General features: G+C 72.1%; 21 protein-coding genes. 8 read left to right on the top strand and 13 right to left on the bottom strand.

Annotated features, from left to right (window positions below; all coding sequences use genetic code 11):
- Positions 1–43: 43 nt before the first annotated feature.
- Positions 44–1,600 carry a phytoene desaturase family protein gene (locus AB4091_RS19820; RefSeq protein ID WP_442294223.1) on the top strand — a complete coding sequence of 519 codons (1,557 nt, stop codon included), beginning with the start codon at positions 44–46 and terminating at the stop codon, positions 1,598–1,600.
- Here the strand turns inward: AB4091_RS19820 and AB4091_RS19815 are convergent.
- On the bottom strand, positions 1,597–2,184 hold the full coding sequence (locus tag AB4091_RS19815; protein ID WP_442294221.1) for a DNA-3-methyladenine glycosylase I: 588 nt from the start codon (positions 2,182–2,184) through the stop codon (positions 1,597–1,599). The genes AB4091_RS19820 and AB4091_RS19815 overlap by 4 nt on opposite strands.
- Before the next feature lie 10 nt (positions 2,185–2,194).
- Positions 2,195–2,773: a GNAT family N-acetyltransferase gene (locus AB4091_RS19810; protein ID WP_442294219.1), complete on the bottom strand. Its 579-nt coding sequence runs from the start codon at positions 2,771–2,773 to the stop codon at positions 2,195–2,197.
- Between the two features lie 60 nt (positions 2,774–2,833).
- Between AB4091_RS19810 and AB4091_RS19805 the strand changes: the two genes are divergently transcribed.
- On the top strand, positions 2,834–3,334 hold the full coding sequence (locus tag AB4091_RS19805) for a DUF4385 domain-containing protein (RefSeq protein WP_442294217.1): 501 nt from the start codon (positions 2,834–2,836) through the stop codon (positions 3,332–3,334).
- Between the two features lie 120 nt (positions 3,335–3,454).
- Positions 3,455–3,958, top strand: coding sequence for a CAP domain-containing protein (locus AB4091_RS19800; protein ID WP_442294215.1), 504 nt, complete (start codon positions 3,455–3,457; stop codon positions 3,956–3,958).
- Between the two features lie 17 nt (positions 3,959–3,975).
- Here AB4091_RS19800 and AB4091_RS19795 read toward each other — a convergent pair whose 3' ends face one another.
- Entirely contained in the window at positions 3,976–5,637 is a 1,662-nt protein-coding gene (locus AB4091_RS19795) for an HNH endonuclease signature motif containing protein (RefSeq protein WP_442294213.1), read from the bottom strand.
- Between the two features lie 196 nt (positions 5,638–5,833).
- Between AB4091_RS19795 and AB4091_RS19790 the strand changes: the two genes are divergently transcribed.
- Both AB4091_RS19790 and AB4091_RS19785 read left to right on the top strand, forming a co-directional pair.
- Positions 5,834–6,661 carry a phosphatase PAP2 family protein gene (locus AB4091_RS19790; protein WP_442294211.1) on the top strand — a complete coding sequence of 276 codons (828 nt, stop codon included), beginning with the start codon at positions 5,834–5,836 and terminating at the stop codon, positions 6,659–6,661.
- Positions 6,662–6,718: 57 nt separating this feature from the next.
- On the top strand, positions 6,719–8,404 hold the full coding sequence (locus AB4091_RS19785) for an FAD-dependent oxidoreductase (RefSeq protein WP_442294209.1): 1,686 nt from the start codon (positions 6,719–6,721) through the stop codon (positions 8,402–8,404).
- Between the two features lie 6 nt (positions 8,405–8,410).
- Here the strand turns inward: AB4091_RS19785 and AB4091_RS19780 are convergent, their stop codons facing one another.
- The 5 genes from AB4091_RS19780 to AB4091_RS19760 form a co-directional block, all read right to left on the bottom strand.
- Complete coding sequence (locus AB4091_RS19780; RefSeq protein ID WP_442294207.1) at positions 8,411–8,719, bottom strand: hypothetical protein; 309 nt, start codon at positions 8,717–8,719, stop codon at positions 8,411–8,413.
- A gap of 100 nt (positions 8,720–8,819) precedes the next feature.
- Positions 8,820–9,443, bottom strand: a complete 624-nt coding sequence (locus tag AB4091_RS19775; protein ID WP_442294205.1) for an FMN-binding negative transcriptional regulator — start codon at positions 9,441–9,443, stop codon at positions 8,820–8,822.
- A gap of 86 nt (positions 9,444–9,529) precedes the next feature.
- The gene (locus AB4091_RS19770; protein ID WP_442294203.1) at positions 9,530–9,865 is read right to left on the bottom strand and encodes a hypothetical protein; all 336 of its coding nucleotides are present in this window, start codon (positions 9,863–9,865) and stop codon (positions 9,530–9,532) included.
- Positions 9,862–10,731 carry a DUF4097 family beta strand repeat-containing protein gene (locus AB4091_RS19765; protein ID WP_442294201.1) on the bottom strand — a complete coding sequence of 290 codons (870 nt, stop codon included), beginning with the start codon at positions 10,729–10,731 and terminating at the stop codon, positions 9,862–9,864. The genes AB4091_RS19770 and AB4091_RS19765 overlap by 4 nt, the downstream gene beginning before the upstream one ends.
- 90 nt (positions 10,732–10,821) lie before the next feature.
- Positions 10,822–11,373: a toxin-antitoxin system HicB family antitoxin gene (locus AB4091_RS19760; protein ID WP_442294199.1), complete on the bottom strand. Its 552-nt coding sequence runs from the start codon at positions 11,371–11,373 to the stop codon at positions 10,822–10,824.
- A 128-nt stretch (positions 11,374–11,501) separates the two neighbouring features.
- On the opposite strand from AB4091_RS19760, the gene AB4091_RS19755 reads away from it, so the two are divergent.
- Both AB4091_RS19755 and AB4091_RS19750 read left to right on the top strand, forming a co-directional pair.
- Positions 11,502–12,818: an MBL fold metallo-hydrolase gene (locus AB4091_RS19755; RefSeq protein WP_442294197.1), complete on the top strand. Its 1,317-nt coding sequence runs from the start codon at positions 11,502–11,504 to the stop codon at positions 12,816–12,818.
- A 149-nt stretch (positions 12,819–12,967) separates the two neighbouring features.
- On the top strand, positions 12,968–14,041 hold the full coding sequence (locus tag AB4091_RS19750) for an MBL fold metallo-hydrolase (protein ID WP_442294195.1): 1,074 nt from the start codon (positions 12,968–12,970) through the stop codon (positions 14,039–14,041).
- 136 nt (positions 14,042–14,177) lie between these two features.
- Here AB4091_RS19750 and AB4091_RS19745 read toward each other — a convergent pair whose 3' ends face one another.
- From AB4091_RS19745 to AB4091_RS19730, 4 genes are all read right to left on the bottom strand, one after another.
- Positions 14,178–14,657, bottom strand: a complete 480-nt coding sequence (locus tag AB4091_RS19745; RefSeq protein WP_442294193.1) for a GtrA family protein — start codon at positions 14,655–14,657, stop codon at positions 14,178–14,180.
- A gap of 8 nt (positions 14,658–14,665) precedes the next feature.
- Positions 14,666–16,666 carry an ArnT family glycosyltransferase gene (locus AB4091_RS19740; RefSeq protein WP_442294191.1) on the bottom strand — a complete coding sequence of 667 codons (2,001 nt, stop codon included), beginning with the start codon at positions 16,664–16,666 and terminating at the stop codon, positions 14,666–14,668.
- Between the two features lie 74 nt (positions 16,667–16,740).
- On the bottom strand, positions 16,741–18,462 hold the full coding sequence (locus tag AB4091_RS19735) for a sensor histidine kinase (protein WP_442294189.1): 1,722 nt from the start codon (positions 18,460–18,462) through the stop codon (positions 16,741–16,743).
- Entirely contained in the window at positions 18,440–19,177 is a 738-nt protein-coding gene (locus tag AB4091_RS19730; RefSeq protein ID WP_442294187.1) for a response regulator transcription factor, read from the bottom strand. Before AB4091_RS19730 ends, AB4091_RS19735 begins: the two co-directional genes overlap by 23 nt.
- 140 nt (positions 19,178–19,317) lie before the next feature.
- Between AB4091_RS19730 and AB4091_RS19725 the strand changes: the two genes are divergently transcribed.
- Positions 19,318–20,112: a hypothetical protein gene (locus tag AB4091_RS19725; protein WP_442294185.1), complete on the top strand. Its 795-nt coding sequence runs from the start codon at positions 19,318–19,320 to the stop codon at positions 20,110–20,112.
- Between the two features lie 45 nt (positions 20,113–20,157).
- Here the strand turns inward: AB4091_RS19725 and AB4091_RS19720 are convergent, their stop codons facing one another.
- Positions 20,158–23,430: a response regulator gene (locus AB4091_RS19720; RefSeq protein WP_442294183.1), complete on the bottom strand. Its 3,273-nt coding sequence runs from the start codon at positions 23,428–23,430 to the stop codon at positions 20,158–20,160.
- Between the last annotated feature and the right edge of the window lie 4 nt (positions 23,431–23,434).

Below are 23,434 nucleotides of genomic sequence, written 5' to 3'. Positions count from 1 at the left end.
AGGTCGTCGGGCGCAGCCCGGTCGGGCCACCTAGTCTGACCGGGTGCGCTACGACGACATCATCATCGGGGCCGGTCACAACGGCCTCACGGCCGCCGCCTACCTGGCCCGCGCGGGAAGGACCGTCCTCCTCCTCGAGCGTTCGGACCGGGTGGGCGGCGCTGCTGTGTCCGCCCAGGCCTTCACGGGCGTCGACGCCCGACTGTCGCGCTACTCCTACCTCGTGTCGCTGCTGCCGCGGCAGGTGCTCACCGACCTCGACCTCGACCTGCGCCTGATCCGGCGGCGGTTCTCCTCCTACACGCCGGTGCCGGCCGACCCCGACCGCGGGCTCCTCGTCGACAACGCCGACGAGGCGGCCACCCGAGCGGCCTTCCGCGGGCTGACCGGCAGCGACGACGCGTATGCCGGCTGGACCGACTTCTACGCACGCATGGGGCGCGTGGCCGAGCGCCTCTTCCCGACGGTGCTCGAGCCGCTGCGGTCACGCGACGACGTGCGGGCGCTGGCCGGCGACGACGCCCTCTTCGACGCCCTGACGACGCAGCCGATCGGCGAGCTCATCGAGTCGGTGACGAGCGACGACACCCTGCGCGGCATCATCGCCACGGACGCGCTGATCGGCACGTTCGCCTCGCTGGGCGAGGCCGACCTGCGCCAGAACATCTGCTTCCTCTACCACCTCATCGGTGGGGGCACCGGCGACTGGGACGTGCCGGTGGGTGGCATGGGGGCCCTGACGGACTCCCTTGCCGCAGCGGCTGTTTCGGCCGGCGCGACCATCGTGACCGGGGCTGACGTGACGTCGGTGGACCCGTCGACGGGCGAGGTGGCGTGGGCCGGCGGATCGGCCGGCAGCGGCAGCGCGTCGGGAGCGTCGCTCGTCGCCGCGTGCGCCCCGACGGTGCTCAACCGGCTGCTCGCGGCGTCCGGCACCGCCCCGGTCGAGACCGAGCCCGACGTCGAGGGCGCACAGCTGAAGGTCAACATGCTGCTGACCCGGCTCCCCCGCCTGCGCGATGCGGCCGTCGACCCGGCTGCCGCCTTCGCCGGCACCTTCCACATCAACGAGGGCTACGGCCAGCTCGAGCAGACGTACGCCACGGCGGCGGCCGGCAACATCCCCGACCTGCCACCGTGCGAGATCTACTGCCACACGCTGTCGGACCGCTCGATCCTCGGGCCGGAGCTCGCCTCGAGCGAGGCGCAGACCTTGACGCTGTTCGGCCTGCACCTGCCGGCACGGCTCTTCCGCGAGGACAACGAGACCGCCACCAAGGAGGCGCTGCTCGCGACGATCCGGTCGCTCGACTCGGTGCTCGGCGAACCGATCGAGTCGGTGCTCCTGCGCGACACGGACGGCAACCCCTGCATCGAGGTGAAGAGCCCCGTCGACCTCGAGCAGTCCGTGGGCCTGCCGGGCGGCAACATCTTCCACCGCTCGCTGCAGTGGCCCTGGGCGGAGCGCGACGCCGAGGTGGGCACCTGGGGGGTCGAGACGGCATACGCCAACATGCTGCTCGGCGGCGCCGGCGCCCGGCGTGGCGGCGGAGTGAGCTCGATCCCGGGCCACAACGCCGCGAAGGCGATCCTCGGCTAGGCCGGCCAGACGCCGGAGCTGCCGCGGCGGTGGCTCGTGAGCAGGTGCGTGTCGACGATTCCGACCGCCTCCATGAGGGCATACATCGTCGTGGGCCCCACAAAGGCAAAGCCCTTCTTGCGCAGGGCTTTCGACAGCGCCTTGCTCTCGTCGGAGACGGTCGGCACGTCGGCGTGGGTGTCGGGGCGCGGCGTGTCGGTGGGCTGGAAGCCCCAGACGAAGTCGACGAGACCGCCTTCGTCGCGCAACGCGATCGTGGCCCGGGCGTTGGTGATCGTCGCCTGGATCTTGCCGCGGTGCCGGATGATGCCGGCGTCGCCGAGCAGCCGCTCGACGTCGCCCTGGGTGAAGGCGGCCACGACGTCGGGGTCGAAGTCCGCGAAGGCAGCGCGGAAGTTGGGACGCTTGCGCAGGATGGTCGCCCAGGACAGCCCGGCCTGGAACCCCTCGAGGCAGATGCGCTCGTAGAGGCCGCGCTCGTCGCGGATCGGCACGCCCCACTCGGTGTCGTAGTACTCCATGAGGAGCGGGTCGACCGAGGCCCACGTGGGGCGGGCGAGTCCGTCTGCACCGACGACCGTCATGGCGCCGACCCTAGGACAGCGCCAGGCGCATGACCACGCGGGGGAAGCCACCCGAGACGGAGTCGGTGTCGGCGGCCTTCGTGAAGCCGGCACGCTCGAAGAGCCCGCGGGTGCCGACGTAGGCCATCGTGAGGTCGACCTTGGCTCCGTGGTTGTCGACGGGGTAGCCCTCGACGGCCGGCGCCCCCTTCTGACGGGCGTAGTCGACGGCGCCCTCGAGGAGTGGCAGGGAGATGCCGCGCCGACGGTGGCCGGGTCGCACGCGGATGCACCAGACCGACCAGACCGGCAGGTCGTCGACGTGCGGGATCTTCGTCGAGCGCGCGAAGGGCAGCTCGGAGCGCGGCGCGACCGCGGCCCAGCCGACGACCTCGTCGCCGTCGTAGGCGAGCACGCCCGGAGCGACGCGGCGCCGTGTCAGCTTCTCGACGTACTCCCCGCGAGCGGCGCCCACCAGCGCCCTGCTGGTCTTCGAGTCGAGGCGGTGGCTCAGGCACCAGCAGACGGTGCTCGCCGGGTTCGTCGGGCCGAGCATCGTGGCGACGTCGTCGAACCGGGCGTGCGTGGCGGGGCGCACCTCGATGGTCATGGGAGGCACGCTAGCCAGCCGCACCGACGGTGGTGGTGCTCGAGCGGGAATGGTCAGGGGGTGACGCCGCCTGCTGACCCGTACGAGGGACTCGATCTCTCGGCCGTCGACCTGCGAGCCCATCCGGAGCTCTACCGCGTGGGGCGCGGCGAGCAGGGGGTGCTGCGGGCGCAGCCGTACAAGGACGAGCTGCTGCCGCTGTGGCGCTTCCGCACGCCCGACGTCGCGCGTGAGAGCGCTGCGGCGATCCGGTCCAGGTTCGACTCCTACCTGGCCGCGGGCGACTTCGTGGGGGCGGACCTCGCGCGCAAGTACCTCCAGATGGGGTTCACCCGGGCTCGGCGCTACGCCAACCACCCGGACGGGAAGAAGTACGACGGCCCGGTGCCGCCCGAACGGCGCGGGCAGAGCGGATCGCACGGGAGGCGCCAGCTCCAGCGCGGGCCCGAGGACCCGGTGAAGGCCGAGTCGGCCCGCATCTTCAAGGACGCATGGGACGCCGTGGAGCGGGTCGAGGCGTACACGTCGTGGCGGGCCGAGCACCGTGAGCGCCACGGCTGACGCCGACAGCGGGAGCCGCACTCGAGGTGTCCATTTTGTCGCTTTCGCGGGCGCGCCGACGCGTACGCGCCTACCGTGGCCGGACGGCATACGGCCGGAGTCACGCCACCCGGAGGCACCATGAAGACCACGCCCGCCCCCACCGACCGCTCGCGTCGCACCCGCCCGGCCGTCCTCGCCGGCCTGACCGTCCTGCTGGCCGCGGCCCCGCTGGCGACCGCGGCGGCACCGGCGAGCGCCGCCCTCACCTATCAGCAGCAGGTGGTCCAGCTCGTCAACGCGCAGCGCGCCAAGGTCGGGTGCCGCGGCCTCGTCTCCGACGCGCGCCTCGCCCGCGCGGCCCAGGCCCACTCGGCCGACATGGCCAAGCGGCGGTACTTCTCGCACACCTCGCCCGACGGGCGCACCTTCGTGCAGCGGATCCGGGCGCAGGGCTACACCGGCTCGCGGCTCGGCGAGAACATCGCGGCCGGCTACCGCACCCCGTCGACCGTGATGGCGGCGTGGATGAAGAGCCCGGGTCACAAGGCCAACATCCTCAACTGCCGCTACACGGCCATCGGCGTGGGCTACGCGACCGGCGGCCCCTACGGCGCCTACTGGACCCAGGACTTCGGCGGCTGATCCCGGGCGGAGCAAGGTCAGAAGGGCGGTGGGTCGTCGATCTCCTGCGGGTCGCGCGAGCGCTCGCCGGAGTCATCGCTCGAACGGTCATGCGGCGGTGAGTCTCGGAGCACCTCGAGCCAGTCGCAGGGACGGCTCGTGTAGCGGCGCCCGGCCACCGTGCGCCACCGGACCGTGTGGTCGTCGGGATCTCGCTCGGCCCGCCAGTGACCGTGGGTGCGCACGTTGTGGTGCAACCGGTGCTTGCCGGTGAGGTTGGTGGTGGTCGTCGGACCGTGCGGCCACGGGATGTCGTGGTCGAGGTCGCAGCGCGCGGCCGGGACCGTGCAGCCCGGACCGCGACAGGTGCCGTCGACGGCCTCGACGTGTGCACGCATCACGGCGGTCGGGCGGTAGGCGCTCGTCTCGAGCCTCAGCGCCGCGCCCGTCTCGGCATCCACCAGCAGCCGGCGCCAGGTCGAGTCGGGGCCGAGCATGATCTGCCGAGCATGCTCGGCCGTGACCCACCCGTAGCCGGGGATCTCGCACGGCGCGTCATCGAGCCCGAGGGCCGTGCTGACGGGAACGACGATCGTGACGTGCGCGGCCGGTCGACGTCCCGCCTTGGTGTGTCCGAGAAGGACCGCCCGCGGGGCGCCCACGCCGCCCGCGATGCCGGCCGCGCCTGCGGCGTCCGCAGGTTCGGAGGGTCGTGGTGACAGGTCGACGCAGCCGAAGACGAGCGTGTCTGTGATGACGTCGGCGCGCAGCTGGTCGAGCGAGCGCGGATCACCGGCCTGCCGCGCGGCACGAGCGACAGCATCGGCGCGCTCCATCGCCGCGATGACCTTGTCGGCGTCGTTGGTCACGGTGAGCACCCCGAGGCCGTCACCGTCGATGCGCGCATGGGCACCGCGCCGCCTCCTGGCCACACGTCTGCGGGCCGCGGCCTCACGATCGGCGGCCAGACAGGTGCGAGTGAGGCGCTGACGGAACAGCGTCGGCGAGGGCGGCGCATCGTCCTTCGCTCGGAGGGTCGACTCGACGATGCCCGGCCCTGCCTCGGACGGCAGCTGCCGGATCTCGTGCTCGATGGCGCAGGCCCGGTAGAGGCTCACCTCGCCGCGCGACAGGCGAGACCGGAGCTCGACCGCTCCCGGGCTGCGTGTGGTCGCGAGGTCGAGGCGAGCGCCGACCTCCTGCGGCCCCAGACCCGTCGCCGTGGAGACCTCGAGCACGGTGAGCTCGGCAGCGCCGACCCAGCCTGACGGTCGCGGGCGGCCGAGCGCAGCGAACCTCGCGTCCTCGGTGGCCTCGATGGTCACTTCCAGCCGCGCCAGCGCTTCGAGCGCGACACCGTCGAGCACCGACTTGCACCGCTCCACGGCCTCGATCACCCGCAGCTCACTGCTCGCCATCGCCTCACCCTCGGTGAGTGGCTCGACCGCGAGGTCGTCGGTCGCCGCGGCCATGAGTTCGGCGACGAGTGCGGGCAGCTGGTGCTGCAGGACGCTCCGGGCCACCTCGCGCCGCACGGCACGTTCTGCGGGCGACCGGTCATGGATGCGCACTGGATCGCGATGCAGCGCCCGGACGCGATAGAGCTCTGAGAGGTCGGACAGCTCCAGCACTGCATCCGACTCGTGTCGGGCAGCAGTCGGCACCGGCGGCGTCGCGCCAGTCCTCATGACGCTCGTCATGCCGACCTCCCCTGTCGTCCTCCACCTCTCACTCCTATTCGAACACCAGTTCGAGCGAGAATCAAGAGGCGAGAGCCATCGATGCGAAATGACATTCGCAAGGCCGGGACTCCTTCAGTCCACGGAGGCAGCGGGACGGCGACCGATGACACAGCGGACGTCTAACCCGGGCGCCCGGATGGGTGAGGATGGGCCCATGCCCCGACCCGGCCGGCCGCCAACTCCCGACGACACGATCGGAGCCCGCGACCTCACGTCGTGGCATACCCGTGCCGGACGAGGGCTGGTGTCAGCGGCAACCCGGGTCGTGCAGTGGTCGTCGGCGCACCTGGCCTTCGTCGTGTTCGCCGCCGTCGCCATCGTCGTCATGTCGCTGCTCGTCGAGGGCATCGAGTCCGTATACGAGAGCGTCGTGGCCAACCGGTCACTCGCCGCCGTCGACCAGCCGGTGCTCGACGCAGCCGTCGGCCTGCGGTCCCCTGGTCTCGACTCGGCCGTCACCGCCTTCACCGACATCGGTGGGCCGGTCGGCATGCCGATCCTCGCCGCTGTCGCGGTCGCCATCGTGACCTGGCGGCGCCGTCGCTGGACGCCGATCGTCCTCACCGTGGTCGCCGCGGTCGGCTCGCTCGCCATGACGATCGTCGGCAAGGACTTCGTCGACCGTGCCCGGCCGCCGGCGAGCCTCGCGGTGCCGCCGCTCGAGATCTCGCCGAGCTTCCCGAGCGGGCACACACTGAACGCCACGGTCCTGACGACCGTGGTGGCCTACCTCGTCCTCATCGAGACGACCGCCACCTGGCAGCGCGTCGTCACCATCACGACGGCAACGGTGTTCGTCGTCGCGATGGGACTCTCCCGCGTGTTCCTCGGCCACCACTGGCTCACCGACGTCGTCGCAGGCTGGCTCATCGGCCTCGCCTGGGCGCTCCTGGTGATCACCGCGCACCGGCTCTGGCTCACGCTCCGGCAGCGACCGGAGGACGCCCGGCCGGCCGCCGGCGTCACGGCGTCCACCGACTGAGCCCGACTGAGCCCGACGGCATACGTTCTCGGGGGCACCTCTCCTAGGATCGACAGGGTGAAGCCGGCGATCATCCTGGTGTCCGAGACGCGCTGCGAGCAGCTGCTCGACGAGTTCAGCCGCTACGCCCGCGACTACGAGCTGCCCACCGCCACGTCGGCGCACGAGGCCAAGCAGGCCGCGAAGCGCGTCGTCGCCGACGGGGGCCAGGTGGCGATGTTCGTCACCGAGTCGCGGCTGCCCGACGGCGACGTGCACCAGGCCTTCCACTGGTGGCGCCAGACCGTGCCGACCGCGCGCCGGGTCATCGCCGCCCACGTGTCGACCTTCAGGGAGGACGCCGAGCGCCTGCGCGGCGGCATGGCGAAGGGCAAGTACGACGCGTACCTGCTGATGCCGCGCGGCGCTCGCGACGAGGAGTTCCACACGGCGATCTGCGAGCTGCTCTCCGACTGGGGCTCGACGGTCGCCGAGCCGGAGGTGGTCGCCGTCGCCATCGTCTCCCCCGTCGAGGACGCGCTCACGCTCGGCATCCGCGACTACCTCGACCGCATGGGCATGCCCAACCGGGTCTACGCGCCCGACAGCGACAAGGGTCAGCACGTGCTGCAGCTGCTCGCGGCCGAGGGCGGTGAGCCGGAGTTCCCGCTCGTCATGGACATGGCCAAGCGGGTCGGCAGCGCGAGGAGCGTGCGCGACGTCGCCTCACGCATCTACGGCAGGCCGGCCGACGTCGACGTCGACCGCGTCGTCGACGTCGCGATCGTCGGGGCCGGCCCGGCCGGTCTCGCCGCAGCCGTCTACGCCTCGTCCGAGGGACTCTCCACGGTGGTCCTCGAAGCGGAAGCCGTTGGCGGACAAGCCGGCACGTCGTCGATGATCCGCAACTACCTCGGCTTCCCGAGGGGCATCAGCGGTATGCGGTTGGCGCAGCGGGCGCGCAACCAGGCGATCCGCTTCGGCACCCAGTTCTTCACCGGCTGGCCGGTCACCACCTTCGTCGCCGGCGGCACCGATGCCGCCGGCAACCCCCAGCCGCACCGCCTCTGCACCGAGGGCGGCGACGTGCGCGCCCGCGCCGTCGTCATCTCCGCCGGGGTGAAGTACCGCCGCCTCGACGCCCCGGGCATCGAGCGTCTCGTCGGCCTCGGCGTCCACTACGGCAGCGCCATGACCGCCGCCCGCGAGATGGAGGGGTCCGACGTCATCGTCGTCGGCGGCGGCAACTCCGCCGGCCAGGCCGCCATCCACCTGGCCCGCTTCGCCCGGTCGGTCACGATCCTCGTCCGCCGAGAGAGCCTCGCCGAGACGATGTCGGACTACCTCGTCGGCGAGATCCGCTACAACCCGCGCATCACGATCCAGCCCTGCTGCGAGGTGGTCGAGGGCGGCGCCGGCGACGACGGCCGGCTCGGCTCGGTCACGACCCGCGACGTCCGCGACGGCGCCGAGACCCGGCGCGAGTGCCGGGGCCTGTTCCTGCTCATCGGCGCCGAGCCCTACTGCGACTGGCTGCCCGACGACGTCGCCCGCGACGAGCGGGGCTTCGTGCTCACCGGTCGCGACGTCCCGCAGGACCACTGGCGCCAGGGCCTGCCGCCCGAGAGCCTCGAGACGACGGTGCCCGGTGTCTTCGCCGCCGGAGACATCCGTGCCGGGTCGATGAAGCGGGTGGCGGCGGCGAGCGGCGAGGGCGCCTCGGTCGTGCCGCTCGTGCACGCCTGGCTCGACCCGAGCCGGTGAGACCCGTCAGAGCTCGATCAGCTGCCCGTCGCGGAACGAGTAGCGGTGGGCAGTGGTCGTCGCGGCCGGCAGGTTGGCCGGGTGCGCAGCACCGTGACGGCGCGGGTGAGGCGTCGGCTGCGTCTCGGACCTCACGGGCGTGAGCCCACCGGCCAACCCGGCGGCATGCGCCTGGCCGGCGCCGAGGGCTGCGGTGCCGACGAAGGCCACGGCGATGGCGGCACCGGCGGCACCGAGACCGCGGCGCAACGTGCTGCGGTAGCCACCGCCGGAGGTCGGGGGAACGGGGCGAGCGGGGCGGGGTGTCGTGTCCATGACTCGAGCCTCGGGCCGGTGCCTGTGCGGCGTCTGTGCTGACAGCATGCGTTCGGCAAGCGTTGCACCGCAAGGGTTCCCGCGACCACGCTGGCGCGCGTCATCGCTCGAGAGCGGCCTCCATGTCGTCGGCCACGACGTGGGACGACACGCCCGGCTCGGCCCGGAGTCCCTCGACCGCACCGAACCGGTCGGCGTCCGACCGGTTCTGGCCGAGCTTCGCCTTGCCCTCGACCGACTCGACGACCACCTCGATGCCGACGATGCCGAGCAGCTGTCCGCGCAGGTACTTCTCGGGAGCATCGCTGAGGTGCCAACGCTGGTCGCGGTGGGACTCGTGACGCTCGGTGAGCCGCGTGACGACGTCGAGCACCCAGTCGGGGTCGTCGTGCACGGTCACCGCTCCGCGCAGGTGCACCTCGGTGTAGTTCCACGTGGGCACCACGCGCCCGTGCTCGGCCTTGGCGGCATACCAGCTCGGGGAGACGTACGCGTCAGCGCCCGACACGACGACGAGGCCCGGAGAGCCCGGCGCGATGCGCCCCCACTGCGGGTTCTTGCGCCCGAGGTGGCCGAGCACGCGGTCGCCGTCGACGATGATCGGCAGGAGGGTCGCGTCGGGGAGCCCGTCGGCGCCGACCGTGACGAGATGGCCGGAGGCCCGCGCTTCGAGGAAGTCCTGCATCTCCGGCTCGCCCATGACGAAGGCCTGGGGGACGTACATGCCCCGATCGTCGCACGCGCGCCACGAGGGGGCAGCACGGAGCCCGCCGCAGGGAGGGGGCGGCGGGCTCCGGCGTGGAGGGCCGGTCAGCTGTGGCGGTGCGGGGTGCGTCGGGCCACGGGCCGCTGCTGGGCCGACCACGGCCGCGGGCTGCCCGCGTGGGGCGGCTGCGGCGCCGCAGACGCGGTGGCCTCGCGCGCCGACGAGGGGTCGAGGCGCTCGGCCAGGCTGCGCAGGAGCATCGCGGCCCGGGCGGTGCGACGCACGCGCGCGGCCCTGGGGGCGTGGTGTCGCGCGGCGACCCGCTCGACGATCAGGTCGCGGGCGAGGGTCTCCTGGGGAGACAGGCTGACGGTGCTGCTGAGTGGGCTGCTGAGGGGGCTGCTGAGGGTGCTGCTGAGGGTGCCGGGGTAGGTGCTCATGAGAGGGTCACTTTCGCTCGCTTGACGCGGATGTCTCCGCTGCCGGAGTTGACGGAAAGGCTGGCGCGGGCCTCGGACTCACCGGGGCCGTCGGCGCTCTCGAGGTCGACGTCGACGTCGCCCGTCACGCTGTTGAGGTCGAGGTAGGTCGCGACGCCGTTGGCGATGCCGATGCTGACGTCGCCGGTGCCGGTCTTGGCCTGGATCTGGCCGCCGTGCACGGCGCCGAGCACGACGTCGCCGGTGCCGGTCATCAGCTCGAGGTCGCCGGTGCTCGCGTCGATGTGCAGGTCGCCGGAGCCGGTGCGGGCCTTGACGCCGGCGTCGGTGCGCCGGATCGCGATGTCGCCGCTGCCCGAGATGAGGTCGAGGCGCCCGCCGGCCGAGCCGATGGAGACGTCGCCCGAGCCGGTCTTGGCGTTGACGTCGCCGCGGCTCGACTGGAGTGTCAGGTCGCCCGACCCGGACTTGAGGTGGGCCGAGCCGACCTCGTGGAAGCTGAGGTCGCCGGCGCCGGTGCTGACCCGCACGTCACCGAGCAGCCCGGTGCCGGCGACGTCGCCGGCGCCGGTCTTGGCCTCGACGGTGCTGCTCGCCGGCAGCTCGACCTCGACGTCGACCGACCCCTTGGTGCCCAGGGCGAAGAAGCCCTCGCGCATCTTGGGGGCGATGACGACGACGTCGTTGCCGCGCGCCTCGACCGTGAACTTCTCGGCCATCTCGCTGCCGTTGCGGCCGTGCGGGACGAGCCGCACGGTGGTGGTCGCTGCCTCGCCCGCGGTCAGCGTGACGTCGCCGACGAGGAGCTCGACCTTGAGGTTGATCGGACCCGTCGTGTCGAAGCGGGTCTCGAGGTTGGTGCTCATGGGGTGTCCTTTGTCTCGAAGAGGGCGTTTGCCGTGTGGCTGGTGCTGAGGTGCCGGTGCTGTCGCGCCGGGGTCGTGTGCGGGTTCGCGTCAGCGGACCCAGCCCTGGACCCGCTTGTTGGAGGAGCGGTTGCGCCCCGGTGCGCCGGGCCCGAACTGCGGGCCGAGCTGGGCGCCGATGTTGACGGTGATGCCGGACGAGGTCGCCGCCCGCACGGCGTTGACGATCCAGGTGTTGAGCGACTGGCCTCGGCCGGTCGCGAGCTCCTCGGCGCGGGCCTTGAGGACCTCGGGGAGCCGGAGCGTGATGCGGGAGGTCTCGGGGCCTTCCTCGTCGGCTGACATCGCAGTGGTGTCATCGGTGTGGATGGACTGCGTGTCGTCGGCGAGCGCCGCGGGGCCTCCCCCGACGACGACGAAGACGGGCTCACGGCCCTGCAGCCGCACCTCGACCGACGTGCCGTCGAGCTCATTGGTGATCTCGGCCGCAGCGTGCGAGAGCGCGTCCATGAGGGCCAGGCGGGCGGAGGAGTCCAGTGCGAAGCCGATGCGCTCGGCGGCCTGCTCGGTCTCCGGACCCATCGCCCTGGCCGCCTGGGCGAGATCCCGACGCAGTGCGTCGACGTACTCGGTGATGTCCATGCGCATCACTATGACACCACTGTGGTGTCATGTCAACACCATGCTGACGCAGCACCTCGGCCGGGTACGTTTTCGGGGCACCACCCCGCTCCTCGAACACCCCTCGACCACCCCTCGAAAGGTCACCGATGCGCAGCCTCGGCACCTCAGACCACCCGTCCGTCCGGGCCCTCTCGCACGCCATCGAGAAGGTCTCGTCGCGCAGCCGGTCGCGCCAGTTCGTCCGTGTCATGCACCGGATGGGCGCCTCGCCCGCCGCGATATTGCCCTTCGTCGAGGACTCCCCGAACTTCAAGGGTCGCCGTTTCCATGGCCAGGAGCCCTCACTGCGGCCGCGGATCAAGGCCCAGACGAGCGCACTGGTCGCCGCCATCCGTGTGCACGGGCGAGGCGAGCCGGTCGGGACCGTGCCGGTCGTCCAGGCCGAGCCCCCGCAGCAACCGGGCGAGCTCGCGGTGACGTGGTACGGCCACGCGACGACCGTTCTCGAGATCGACGGTGCGCGCTTCCTCATCGACCCGGTCTTCAGCGAGCGCGTGTCCCCGATCCGGCACGTCGGGCCCAAGCGGCACCATCCGGTGCCAGGCTCGATCGCCGACCTGCCGAGCATCGACGCCGTGCTCATCAGCCACGACCACTACGACCACCTCGACCAGCCCTCGATCGTCCGGCTCGAGGAGACCCACCGGCCCCGCTACGTCGTGCCCCTCGGGGTCGACGCCCACCTGCTCGCGTGGGGCGTGCCCGAGCAGCGCATCACCGCCCTCGACTGGCGCGGCGAGACGGAGGTGGCCGGCATCCGGCTGACCTGCACCGAGGCCCGTCACAACTCGGGCCGCGGCCTCGTCGACAGCCAGACCCTCTGGGCCGGATGGGCCCTGCGCGGCCCGGAACACTCCGCGTACTTTCCCGGCGACTCAGGCACCTCCAAGTGCTTCGCCAGCATCGGCGCCGACCTCGGACCCTTCGACCTCACGCTCATGCCGGTCGGCGCGTACGACCCGTTCTGGCCCGACATCCACATGGACCCCGAGCAGGCCCTCGCCGCTCACCGCGACGTCAACCGCATCGGCGACGACGCCGAGGCACTCGTCGCCGACGAGGCCGGCGTGGCCGACGGGTTCATCGCAGACGACCACCGCATCGACACCCCCGGCGGTGAGCACGAGGAGGGCGAGCTCACCGAGACGACCCGCACGGTGCGCACCGCGGCCCGCGAGTCGCTCCTCGTGCCCGTGCACTGGGCCACCTTCAACCTGTCGATGCACTGGTGGGCCGAGCCCGTACGCCGGTTGCGCCGTGCCGCTGCCGAGGCCGGGGTGCCCGTGGCCTTCCCCCGGGTCGGCCAGCGCGTCGACCTGGGCACCGGTGACGCCCAGGCCGTGGCCAAGGGACACTCCGACGCGTGGTGGGAGGGCTGCTCCGCCGCCGAGGACCGCGACTGACGTTCACCCGGGCGTCACCGGATCTCCACAGGGGAACTCGGGCGCCTCCCCCGTCGCTGGACGAGAATGACGGTGGCCCACCCCATGGGCCGCCGACCGTGATGCACGACAGGCAGGAGAAGCCAGTGCAGCTCCCGATCCTCCGCCGCATGGGCGCCTCGACCGAGACGCAGCGCGGCCGCGCCGCCGGCTCGCCGAACTACCGCGACGGCGAGTTCCGGTCGCACGAGCCGACGCACGTCGTCGCCTCGCCCGAGGCCGAGGGCCCCGGCAGCATGCTCAGCACGATGGTGCGCGAGTTCGGCCGCGGACGACCGCGCGGCACCGTGCCCCTCGTCGCACCGCGTCACCCGCAGCAGCCCGCCGACCTCGCCGTCACCTGGTACGGCCACGCGACGAGCGTCGTCGAGCTCGACGGCCGGCGGTTCCTGCTCGACCCCGTCTTCGGCAACCGTGCCTCGCCGTCGCTCGTCGCGGGTCCGAAACGACTGCACCCGGTGCCCGGCCCGATCGCCGAGATCCCGCACCTCGACGCCGTCGTCATCAGCCACGACCACTACGACCACCTGGACGAGCCGTCGATCCGCCAGCTCGAGCGCACTCACCGGCCGCACTACGTCGTGCCCCTCGGCGTCGACGAGCACCTGCGGTCCTGGGGCGTGCCGACGGGCCGCATCACGAGCCTCGACTGGCGCGAGGAGACCGAGGTCGCCGGCATCCGCATCACCTGTTGCGAGGCGCGCCACTTCTCCGGGCGCGGGTTCGTGCGCAACCAGACGCTGTGGGCGGCCTGGTCGCTGCGCGGCCCCGAGCACGCCGTCTTCTTCGGCGGCGACTCCGGTCCGACCCACCGCTACGCCGATATCGGCGCCGACCTCGGCCCGTTCGACCTCACGATCATCCCCATCGGCGCCTACAGCGTGCACTGGCCCGACATCCACCTCGACCCGGCCCAGGCGATCGAGGCCCACCTCGACCTCAACAAGGGCGAGACCGAGTCGGTCATGCTGCCCATCCACTGGGCCACCTTCAACCTCGCCACGCACTGGTGGAGCGAGCCGATCCGCTGGGCCCGCCGAGCTGCGGCCGAGGGCGGCGTACGCCTCGTCGCACCGAAGGTCGGCGCACGGATCGAGCTGAGCGGCAAGGACATCGACGAGGTCGTCGCCGAGCACCAGGAGCCCTGGTGGGAGGCCTGCGCGGCCGACGCCGACCGCGACTGACCCTGCCACTGACCCTACGGCCGACTCGTCGCCACCCTCCCTCTCCGATCGAGAGAACGCTCCGTCACGTGACGGAGCGTTCTCTCGATCGGGAGGGGAGGCGCGTGAGGGTCAGTCAGGAGTCAGGATTCAGGAGTCAGGCGTCGGGGGTCGGCACGGGGGCGACCTGCGCCGGACGGAAGATCCACCGCTTCATGGCGACGAAGCGCACCGCCGTCGACAGCACGTTCGCGACGGCCACGACGCCGGTCTGCACGACCGTCCCGGAGTCCGGGGCCACCCGGCCGAGCACCGCGAGCGCGAGGGACGTGGCGGCATACGTGATCGCGAAGATGACGAGTGCCTGGCCGTGGTGCGACACCATGCGCTCACGTCCGGTGACGCCGAACGTCCACGCCCGGTTGGCCGCGGTGTTGAACACCGTCGCGATGACGAGGGCGACGCCGTTGGCGAGCTGCGCCCCGAGGCCGGCGTGCTCGAGCCCAGCGAAGAGTCCGAGGTGCAGCGCCGTCGAGAGCACGCCGACCCCGGCGAACCGGATCACCTGTCGCGACAGGCGAATCCGCGCCATCGGCGAGGCCACGGTGGTGGCCTCGCCGATGTGCATGTCAGTCATTTCGGCACTCACTGCGCCGACGATACGGGCTGGGTGAGGTCGTAGAAGGTGGAACCGTCGATCTCGACCGAGGTGAAGTTCGCCTGCACCCACGAGCTGATCTCCGACGAGGCGCTGCTGCCGCCGTTCTGGTTGCCGAAGCCCCGGCCACCGCTGGCGAAGTAGTGGATCTGGCCGTTCGCCACGTACTGCTGGAACTGGGACAGCGTCGGGCTCGGGTCCGAGCCGTTGAACCCGCCGATCGCCATCACGGGCAGCTGCGTGCCGAGCTGGAGGCCGGCCGCCGTCTGCGAGCCGATGGCTGCTGCGACCCAGGTGAACGTGTCGGCGTTCGCGGACAGGGCCGCGACCACTGCGGTGCTGGGGGTCTCGGTGTTGAGCAGGCCGCCGCCGAAGCCGCCACCGAAGCCACCGCCACCGCCGGGTCCGCGGCTGGAGCCGGCAGGTCCCGCGGTCACGATCGACCCGGTGTGACCCTGGGTGGTGGTCGACACGGCATACGCCCCCGGGCCGGCGAGGCCTGCCACGAGCGCTCCGGCGAGCACGAGCGGCACGGCACGCACGTGGATCCAGCGCGTTGCCAGCATCAGGAGGGCGGCCGCCATGCCGACCGCCAGCACCGAGATGCGCAGCCAGTCTCCGTATGCCGTGGTGCGCGACAGGAGGATGAAGCTCCAGGTCGCGGCCGCTGCGGTCGCGACCGAGAGGACGATCGTGCCGACCCCGTTGGAGCGACGTTGCCACGCCTCGACCGCGCCCATCCCGACGAGGGCACCGATCGCGGGGGCGAGGGCCACGGTGTAGTACTCGTGGAAGATGCCGGCCATGAACGAGAAGACGAGCATCGTGACGACGAGCCAGCCGCCCCAGACGAGGTAGGCCGCACGGCGCAGGTCGGTGCGCGGGCGACGGCCCCGGACCCACAGCCCCGCTGCGAGCAGGACGAGCGCGCTGGGGATGAGCCACGAGATCTGGTCGCCGACGCTCGAGGAGAACATCCGGAACAGTCCGGTCGCCCCCCAGTTGCCGCCACCGCCGCCGCCGCCGCCGCCTCCGCCGACCGAGCCGGTCTCGTCGCCGCTGATGCGACCGAGCCCGTTGTAGCCGAAGGTCAGCTCGAGGAAGGAGTTCGACTGGCTGCCGCCGATGTACGGCCGGGCCGAGGCCGGGATGAGCTCGACGATCGCGACCCACCAGCCGGCCGAGAGCACCATGGCGCCGACGGCGAGCAGGGAGTGGATGATCCGCTTGCGCAGCGTCGTCGGGGCCGCGATGAGGTAGGCAAGGCCGAAGAACGGAACGACGAGCAGCACCTGCAGGGTCTTGGTGAGGAAGCCGAGGCCGATCAAGACGCCGACGATCATCATCCACCTGGGCGACGCCTGCTCGATCGCCTTGACGGTCGCCCAGGCACCCAGCGTCATGAGGAGGGTGAGGAGCGCGTCGGGGTTGTTGAAGGTGAACATCAGGGCCGCAACCGGGGTCAGCGCGACGACCGCCCCGCCGATGAGGCCGGCGGCCGCGCCGAACTGGCGCTTGACCGTCGCGTAGACGACTCCGACGGTCGCGACGCCCATCAGGGCCTGCGGCAGCAGGATCGCGAACGAGCTGAGGCCGAGGACGCGCACCGACAGGGCCATCACCCAGAGGGAGGCCGGCGGCTTGTCGACGGTGATCGAGCTGGCGGCATCGGAGCTCCCGAAGAAGAAGGCCTTCCAGCTGTCGGAGCCGGCCTGCACCGCCGCGGAGTAGAAGGAGTTCGCGTAGCCGCTCGCCGTGAGGTTCCACGTGTAGAGGACCAGCGTTGCGAGGAGGAGGCCGAACATCGCCGGACGCGCCCAGCTCGGGTCGGCACCGGGGCCGCGCCACAGGCGCTGGAGGCGGTTCGGACGACCCGCACGAGCTGCGGCGGGCGTCGGTGAGATCTGGGGGCGCGGTTCAGCCGGCCCCGAGGGCGCCGGTGCGGAGCTGCCCGCCGTGCCCGTGGTGGTGAGGGTCATCGTGTCCATGCCTCAACGTTCGGGCCCGCGACTGTGCCGTTCCTATGACCCGACTTTGGTGCGGGAATGAGGTATGCCGCCGGTCAGGTCGCGGGGAGCAGGAGCGAGAAGGTCGTGTCGCCGGGCTGGCTGTCCAGCTCGACCCGACCGCCGTGGGCCTTGCTCACCGCGGCCACGATCGACAGTCCGAGGCCGGTGCTGCCGCCGGCCCGGACTCGGGCGTCGTCACCTCGGGCGAAACGCTCGAACACGTTGGGCTGCAGCGTATCCGGCACGCCGGGCCCGTCGTCGTGCACCGCAACCCGCACCCAGTCGCCCTCCGGCCGCACCGAGGTCGTGACGCGGGTGCCGTCGGGCGTGTGCGTGCGGGCGTTGCCGAGCAGGTTGGCGACGACCTGGTGCAGCCGGGCGGCGTCACCGCGCACCTCGACCGGCTCGGGGGGCAGGTCGAGGTCCCACCGGTGACCGGGCGAGGCGGCGTGGGCGTCGCTGACGGCGTTGATGACGAGCATCGAGACGTCGACGGGTGCCTCTTCGAGTGGACGTCCGGCATCGAGGCGCGCGAGGAGCAGCAGGTCCTCGACGAGCGAGCTCATCCGGTTGGCCTCGGACTCGATGCGGCCCATCGCGTGCGTGACGGTCTGGGGCACCGCGTCGGGCTCGCGACGCGACAGCTCGGCATAACCCTTGATCGACGCCAGCGGTGTGCGCAGCTCGTGCGACGCGTCGGCCACGAACTGACGCACGCGCTGCTCGCTCTGGTGACGCGAGTTGAGCGCTTCGTCGACGTGGTCGAGCATCTCGTTGAAGGCGGCGCCGACCTGGCCGACCTCGGTGCGGGTGTCGGTGTCGGCGGCGTCGACACGCTCAGCGAGCGCGACGGCGCCGGAGTCGAGCGGCATCCGCGAGACCTTGGTGGCGGTCGCGGCAACGCGTCGCAGCGGTTCGAGGTTGCGACGCACCAGCCAGGTGCCGAGCAGCGCGACGAGGATGATGCCGGCGCCAACCGTCATCGCGGCGACGACGACCATCTGGCCGATCGTGCGTTCGGTCGGGTCCATCGGCAGACCCACGACGAACACCCCGACGGGCACGCTGTCGATGACGACCGTGCGGGCCAGGACCCGGTAGGTGCCGAGGCCGGTGATCTCGATGTTGGCCGCGTCGCCACGGAGGCCGGCGCTCTGCAGCTCGCCGAGCTGGGTCGCCGTCAGGGGAACGGGCTGCTGGGCCCCCGTGCTCACGCGTCCCAGGGCCTGCGGGATGGTCTTCGTCGAGGTCGGCAGGAGCGCCACGAGACCTTCGTCGCCGGGTCCACGCGGGCCATGGTCGTCCTGGCGCGTGCCGAAGTCGACCCCGGGCCCGCTCAGCTGGCGGGTCATCGAGGTCCTGAGCTGGTCATCCACCTGGCTGGTCAGCTGGCGGCTGAGGGCAAGGACGGTGAAGGTGCCGGTGGCCATGCCGATGACCGCGAAGAGGGCGAGCATCGACGCCACGAGCTTGGCGCGCAGCGTCCAGGCCGACCACGGTCGCACCCGCTCCTGGACGTCGGCGAGCCGCTCACGCAGGCTGCGCTGCTCGCCCTCCGCGGACTCCTCGCCCGCAGCCGAGCCGGGCTCGGAGGGAAAGCCGGCGGCGGGAGCGAGCGGGACGGCATACGTACGCGTGTCGTCGGGCTCGTCGGGCTCATCGGTGAAGCCGACCTCCGGGGCCCCGAGGTCAGGGGCCGGCGCCCCGTCGGCGTCCGGCAGGTCCGCGGGGTCCGGGCGGTCGACGAAGGCGTCAGACGGCCGGCTTGAGGACATAACCGGCTCCTCGCATGGTGTGGATCATCGGATCGCGCCCCGCGTCGATCTTCTTGCGGAGGTATGAGATGTAGAGCTCGACGACGTTGGCCTGGCCGCCGAAGTCGTAGTTCCAGACGCGGTCGAGGATCTGCGCCTTCGACAGCACTCGCCTGGGGTTGCGCATGAGATAGCGAAGGAGCTCGAACTCCGTTGCGGTCAGGTGGATCTCGTCACCGGCGCGGATCACCTCGTGGCTGTCCTCGTCGAGGGTGAGGTCACCGACGACGAGCATCGAGTCGGACGACGAGACGGCGATCGTGGTGCGGCGCATGAGGGCGCGGACCCGGGCGACGACCTCCTCGAGCGAGAAGGGCTTCGTGACGTAGTCGTCGCCGCCGGCGGTGAGGCCAGAGACGCGGTCCTCGACTGCGTCCTTCGCCGTGAGGAAGAGGACCGGCACGTTGCTGTTGTCGGCGCGCATGCGCCGCAGCACCTCGAGCCCGTCGAAGTCGGGCAGCATCATGTCGAGCACGACGGCGTCGGGGTCGAACTCGCGGGCGGCGCGCACGGCCTCCATGCCGGTGCCGGCGGCGCGCACGTCCCACCCTTCGTAGCGCAGGGCCATGCCGAGCAGCTCGGTGAGGTTGGCCTCGTCGTCGACGACGAGCACCCGCACCGGGGAGCCGTCGAGGCGCTGGAGGCGGGCCGCTGCGGGCTTGGTCTTCTCGCTCATGTCATCCAGTGAAGCCGCTGGGACTGTGCGATGACCAGTACATCCCTGTGCGAATCCTGTGGACCATCTGTCTCGAAGTCCCAGCCCTCCGACGGGTCAGCCACAGCACCCGCACAGCCAGCGGTTCGACCGTGACTGTCATGAGCAACGAGTCCACCATCCCGGGCCCGGCAGAGCAGCCTCGGCCGAGCCTGCCGCAGTTCGACCCGGCCGCGCGGGACACCCAGGTCGTCCCGGTGACGCCGGCGGAGAGCACCGACGCCACGCAGCTGCTGCCGCCGGCGACGCCCACGAGCGAGCTGCCCGTCGCCCCGCCCAGCACGCCCTACGCGTATGCCGGTATGCCGGCTTCCGAGGGCGCAGTGCCCGTGGCCGGGCCGTCGGTTCCGCTCGCTGCGACCGGTCTGCCGCAGCGGACGGGACCGGCCGCCTCCTGGCAGCAGCGCCTCGGCGGTCTGTTCTCGGACAAGAGCGCAGCCGCCCACAACGGCGTCCCCACAGACGGCGACGGGCCGCGCTGGAGCGCGAAGAAGACCGCCGTCACGGCCGGCCTGGCCATCGTGCTGGCCGCTGCCGGCGCGATCGGCGCCGCGGCCGCGATGCCGGCCGGCTCGACCGGTGGCGACTCGTTCCGTGGTCCGGGTGGCGGTCGCAACTTCCAGTTCCCCGGCGGCAACGGCCAGGGCGGGTTCGGTCGGCAGAACCAGCAGCTGCCGAACCAGCAGGGTCAGAACGGCCAGCAGCTGCCGAACCTCCAGAACGGTGTCTCCGGCGGCGGCCTGACCGGGATCGACCCGAACCAGCTCAGCCAGCTCGACCCACAGGACCTGCTGAACCAGCTGAACCAGGGCATCGACCCGTTCTCGGACGGCTCGGGCGGCACGGACGGCTCAGGCGGCACGGGCACGGGCACGGGCACCGCGAAGACCACCTGAGCGAGAGGTCCCTGCGCCGGTAACTGGCACTCGACAGGGCGGGACTCAGCGCAGCGCGCGGATCTCGGCCGCGTAGGCCTCGAGCGCCCTCGTCGCCCGGTCGACCTCGTCCTCGACCCGGGCGACGAGGGCTTCGTCGGCGAGGCGGCCGGCGGCGCCGAGGTCCTCGACCTGCTTGCAGACCTCGGCGAGCACCGCTGCCCCGAGGTTCGAGGCTGATCCCTTGAGTCCGTGGGCGATCCGGCCCTGGTGCTCGGCATCGCCGTCGCTGTGGGCGGCGCGCAGCTCGATGACGCGCTTGCGGGCACCGTCGCCGAAACGGTCGATGAAGCGGAGCAGCAGGGAGGGGTCACCCGGCTCGAGGTCGCGCAGCTCGGCCAGGCGCCGGTCGTCCAGCACCGTCGGCTCGGTCGCGGACGGCTCGGTTGCAGACGGCTCGGTTGCCGACGGCTCATGAGCGGTCGGGTCGGCAGTCCCTTCCGTCGTCACCACCGGACCGCCCGTCTGCGGACGCCGGAGCCGCGCGCCTCCGGTCCACCGTTGCAGTGTCGAGGCGAGGAGCGCGACGTCGATGGGCTTGGTCAGGAAGTCGTCCATGCCGGCCTGGAGGCACCGCTCGCGCTCGCCGGCGATCGCCGAGGCCGTCATGGCGATGACCGGCAGCCGGCGCCCGTCCGGCTCCTGCGCGCGAATGGCGCGCGTCGCCTCGTAGCCGTCCATCTGCGGCATCTGGCAGTCCATGAGCAGGGCGGCGAGCTCGTTGCCGTGCTCGCGGTGGACGGCCACTCCCTCGACGCCGTTGCCCGCGAGCAGCACGGCATACCCGAGGCTCTCGAGGACGCCCTTGGCGACGAGCTGGTTGATGTCGTTGTCCTCGACGACGAGGACGGTGCCCAGGTGTCCGTCGGCACCCGGTTGCACGACGAGGGTCTGGGCCGCCACCGGGTCGGGCAGCACGAGGTGACGGGCGGCGACGTCGGACATGGTGTCGAAGAGTGCCGACGGCATCACCGGCGCAGTGAGCGTCGAGTCGACCCCCGAGTCCGTGAGGTCTGCGGGGTCGGGCGGGGGCAGGTGCGCGCAGACGAGCACGACGCGTACGCCCGCGAAGCGTTCGTCGGACCGGATCATCCGGGCGACCTGGAGGCCGCCGGCACCCGTGCCGGGGTCGTCGAGGACGACGACGTCGAGCGGCACGCCACCGCGCTCGGCCCGGTCCAGCTGGACGAGCCCGTCGACGCCGGAGGCCGCGGAGGTCACGGTCATCGACCAGGCGGCGAGCTGCTCCTCGACGCGCTGCCGGTGGGCAGCGTTGGCTCCGACGACGAGCGCGCGCAGGCCCGAGACGGCGGCGACCTGGGACTCGGTGCGCCCGAGGCTGCCCGTCGACGCGGCCCCGAAGGCGGCGGTGAACCAGAAGGTGCTGCCCTCCCCCGGCTCGCTCTCGACGCCGATCTCGCCGCCGAAGGCCGTGACGATCTGTCGGCTGATGGCGAGGCCCAGCCCGGTGCCGCCGTACTCGCGCGTCGTCGAGGAGTCGCCCTGCGAGAAGGACTCGAACAGGCGCGAGCGCACCTCCGGCTGGATGCCCCGGCCCGTGTCGCGAAGCTCGACGCGGAGCACGGGCCCGGCCGGGGTCTGGCGCTCGAGCATCAGGTGCGCGGAGACGCTGCCGGAGTCGGTGAACTTCACGGCGTTGGTGGTCAGGTTGGCGACCACCTGCCCGAAGCGCACCGGGTCGCCGGTGACCATCAGCGGCACATCGGCCGAGTGGGTCACCGACAGGTTGAGCGACTTCGCGCGGGCCCGCTCGGCCAGCAGCGCGACGCCGCGCTCGAGCACCGCCGCCGGATCGAAGTCGACGGCCTCGAGCTCGAGACGCCCGGCCTCGATCTTGGACAGGTCGAGGATGTCGTTGACGAGCTCGAGCAGCACGCGCCCTGCCTGGTCGATGCCGTCGGAGAGCCGCCGCTGGTGCGGCGTCAGCTCGGTGCGTCCGAGCAGCTCGGACAGGCCGATCACGCCGTTGAGCGGGGTGCGGATCTCGTGGCTCATCGTCGCCAGGAACTCCGACTTCGCGAGCGAGGCGTCCATGGCCGCGTCGCGGGCGTCGGCCAGGCGCTGGGCCGTCCACTCGCGGTCTGCGACCCGCGCGAAAAGCGCTGTGAGCTGCGTGATCGTGGCGGCGTCGGAGGCGACCGGGGGCGCCGAGCTGCGCATGTCGAGCACGACGACACAGGCGACGCGCTCCTCGGCGACCACGGGCACGGCGACGATGACCGACCCGGCCGGCGAGGCGTCGGCGACGACGGTGCGGTCGCGGGCGGCCCGGGCGGCGAACTCCATGCCGATGTCGACCGGCAGGGCGCTCGCCTCGGTGCCGTCGGCAGCGAGGACGGGCGCCCCGAGCGCGCCCTCCGCGTCGAGGATGGTCGCGAGCACCGGCCGCCACGTCGTGTGCCGGGCCACCTCGACGAGCACGGCCGGCAACGCCTCGGCCAGTGTCGCCGCCTCGTTCGCGGCGGTCGCCAACGCGGTCACGAGGCCGAGGGCCTGCTCCGCGTCCTTCTGCTCGGTGATGTCGTGCGCGGTGCCACCCATCCGGATCGCGTTGCCCTGTGCGTCGCGGGTGACGAGGCCGCGGCCGCGGATCCAGCCGGTCTCGCCGCGGGTCCGGAGCACGCGCGCGTCGAACTCGAAGGAGTCCTCCGACGCGATGGCCGCCCCGACGACGTCGGCGACGTGCTCACGGTCATCGGGGTGGATGCGGGCCAGGAACCCCTCGTAGGTCGGGGCCAGCTCGCTGCGGTCCATCCCGTAGATGCGGTAGAGCTCGTCGGACCACGAGACGCGGTCGTTGCCGACGTCCCACTCCCAGCTGCCGATCCGCGCGATGGCCTGTGCCTCTGCGAGCTGGTCGAGCAGCTTGCGCTGGGCACTGTGCTCGCTGACGCGGTGCATCCAGCCCCGGCGCCGGCCTGACTCGTCGACGAGCGGCGTGTGCGACACGAGCGCCCAGAAACGATCGCCGCGGGAGTCGAGGAGGCTGCACTCGAGGTTGTCGCCGGGCTCGCCGCGCGTGGTCAGTTCGTCGAGGTGCTGCCGGAACTGCACCTTGCCCACGTCGTCGACGGCGTCGAAGACGGAGAAGCCGACCATGTCGTCGGGATCGCGACCCAGCAGCTCGGCCATCCGGGGGTTGGCGAAGATCGTCCTGCCGGACTCGTCGAAGACCCACAGGCCGTCCGGGGACGCGGTCACCATCCAGCGGAAGAGGTCGCCCTCCGCCGAGCCGTCCTCATCCGACATTTCCGACATGACC

The organism is Terrabacter sp. 2RAF25, from assembly GCF_052115265.1.
Classification (GTDB): Bacteria; Actinomycetota; Actinomycetes; order Actinomycetales; family Dermatophilaceae; genus Terrabacter.
The sequence above is the reverse complement of the archived record's forward strand: the minus strand, read 5'-3'. Positions and strand labels throughout refer to the sequence as shown.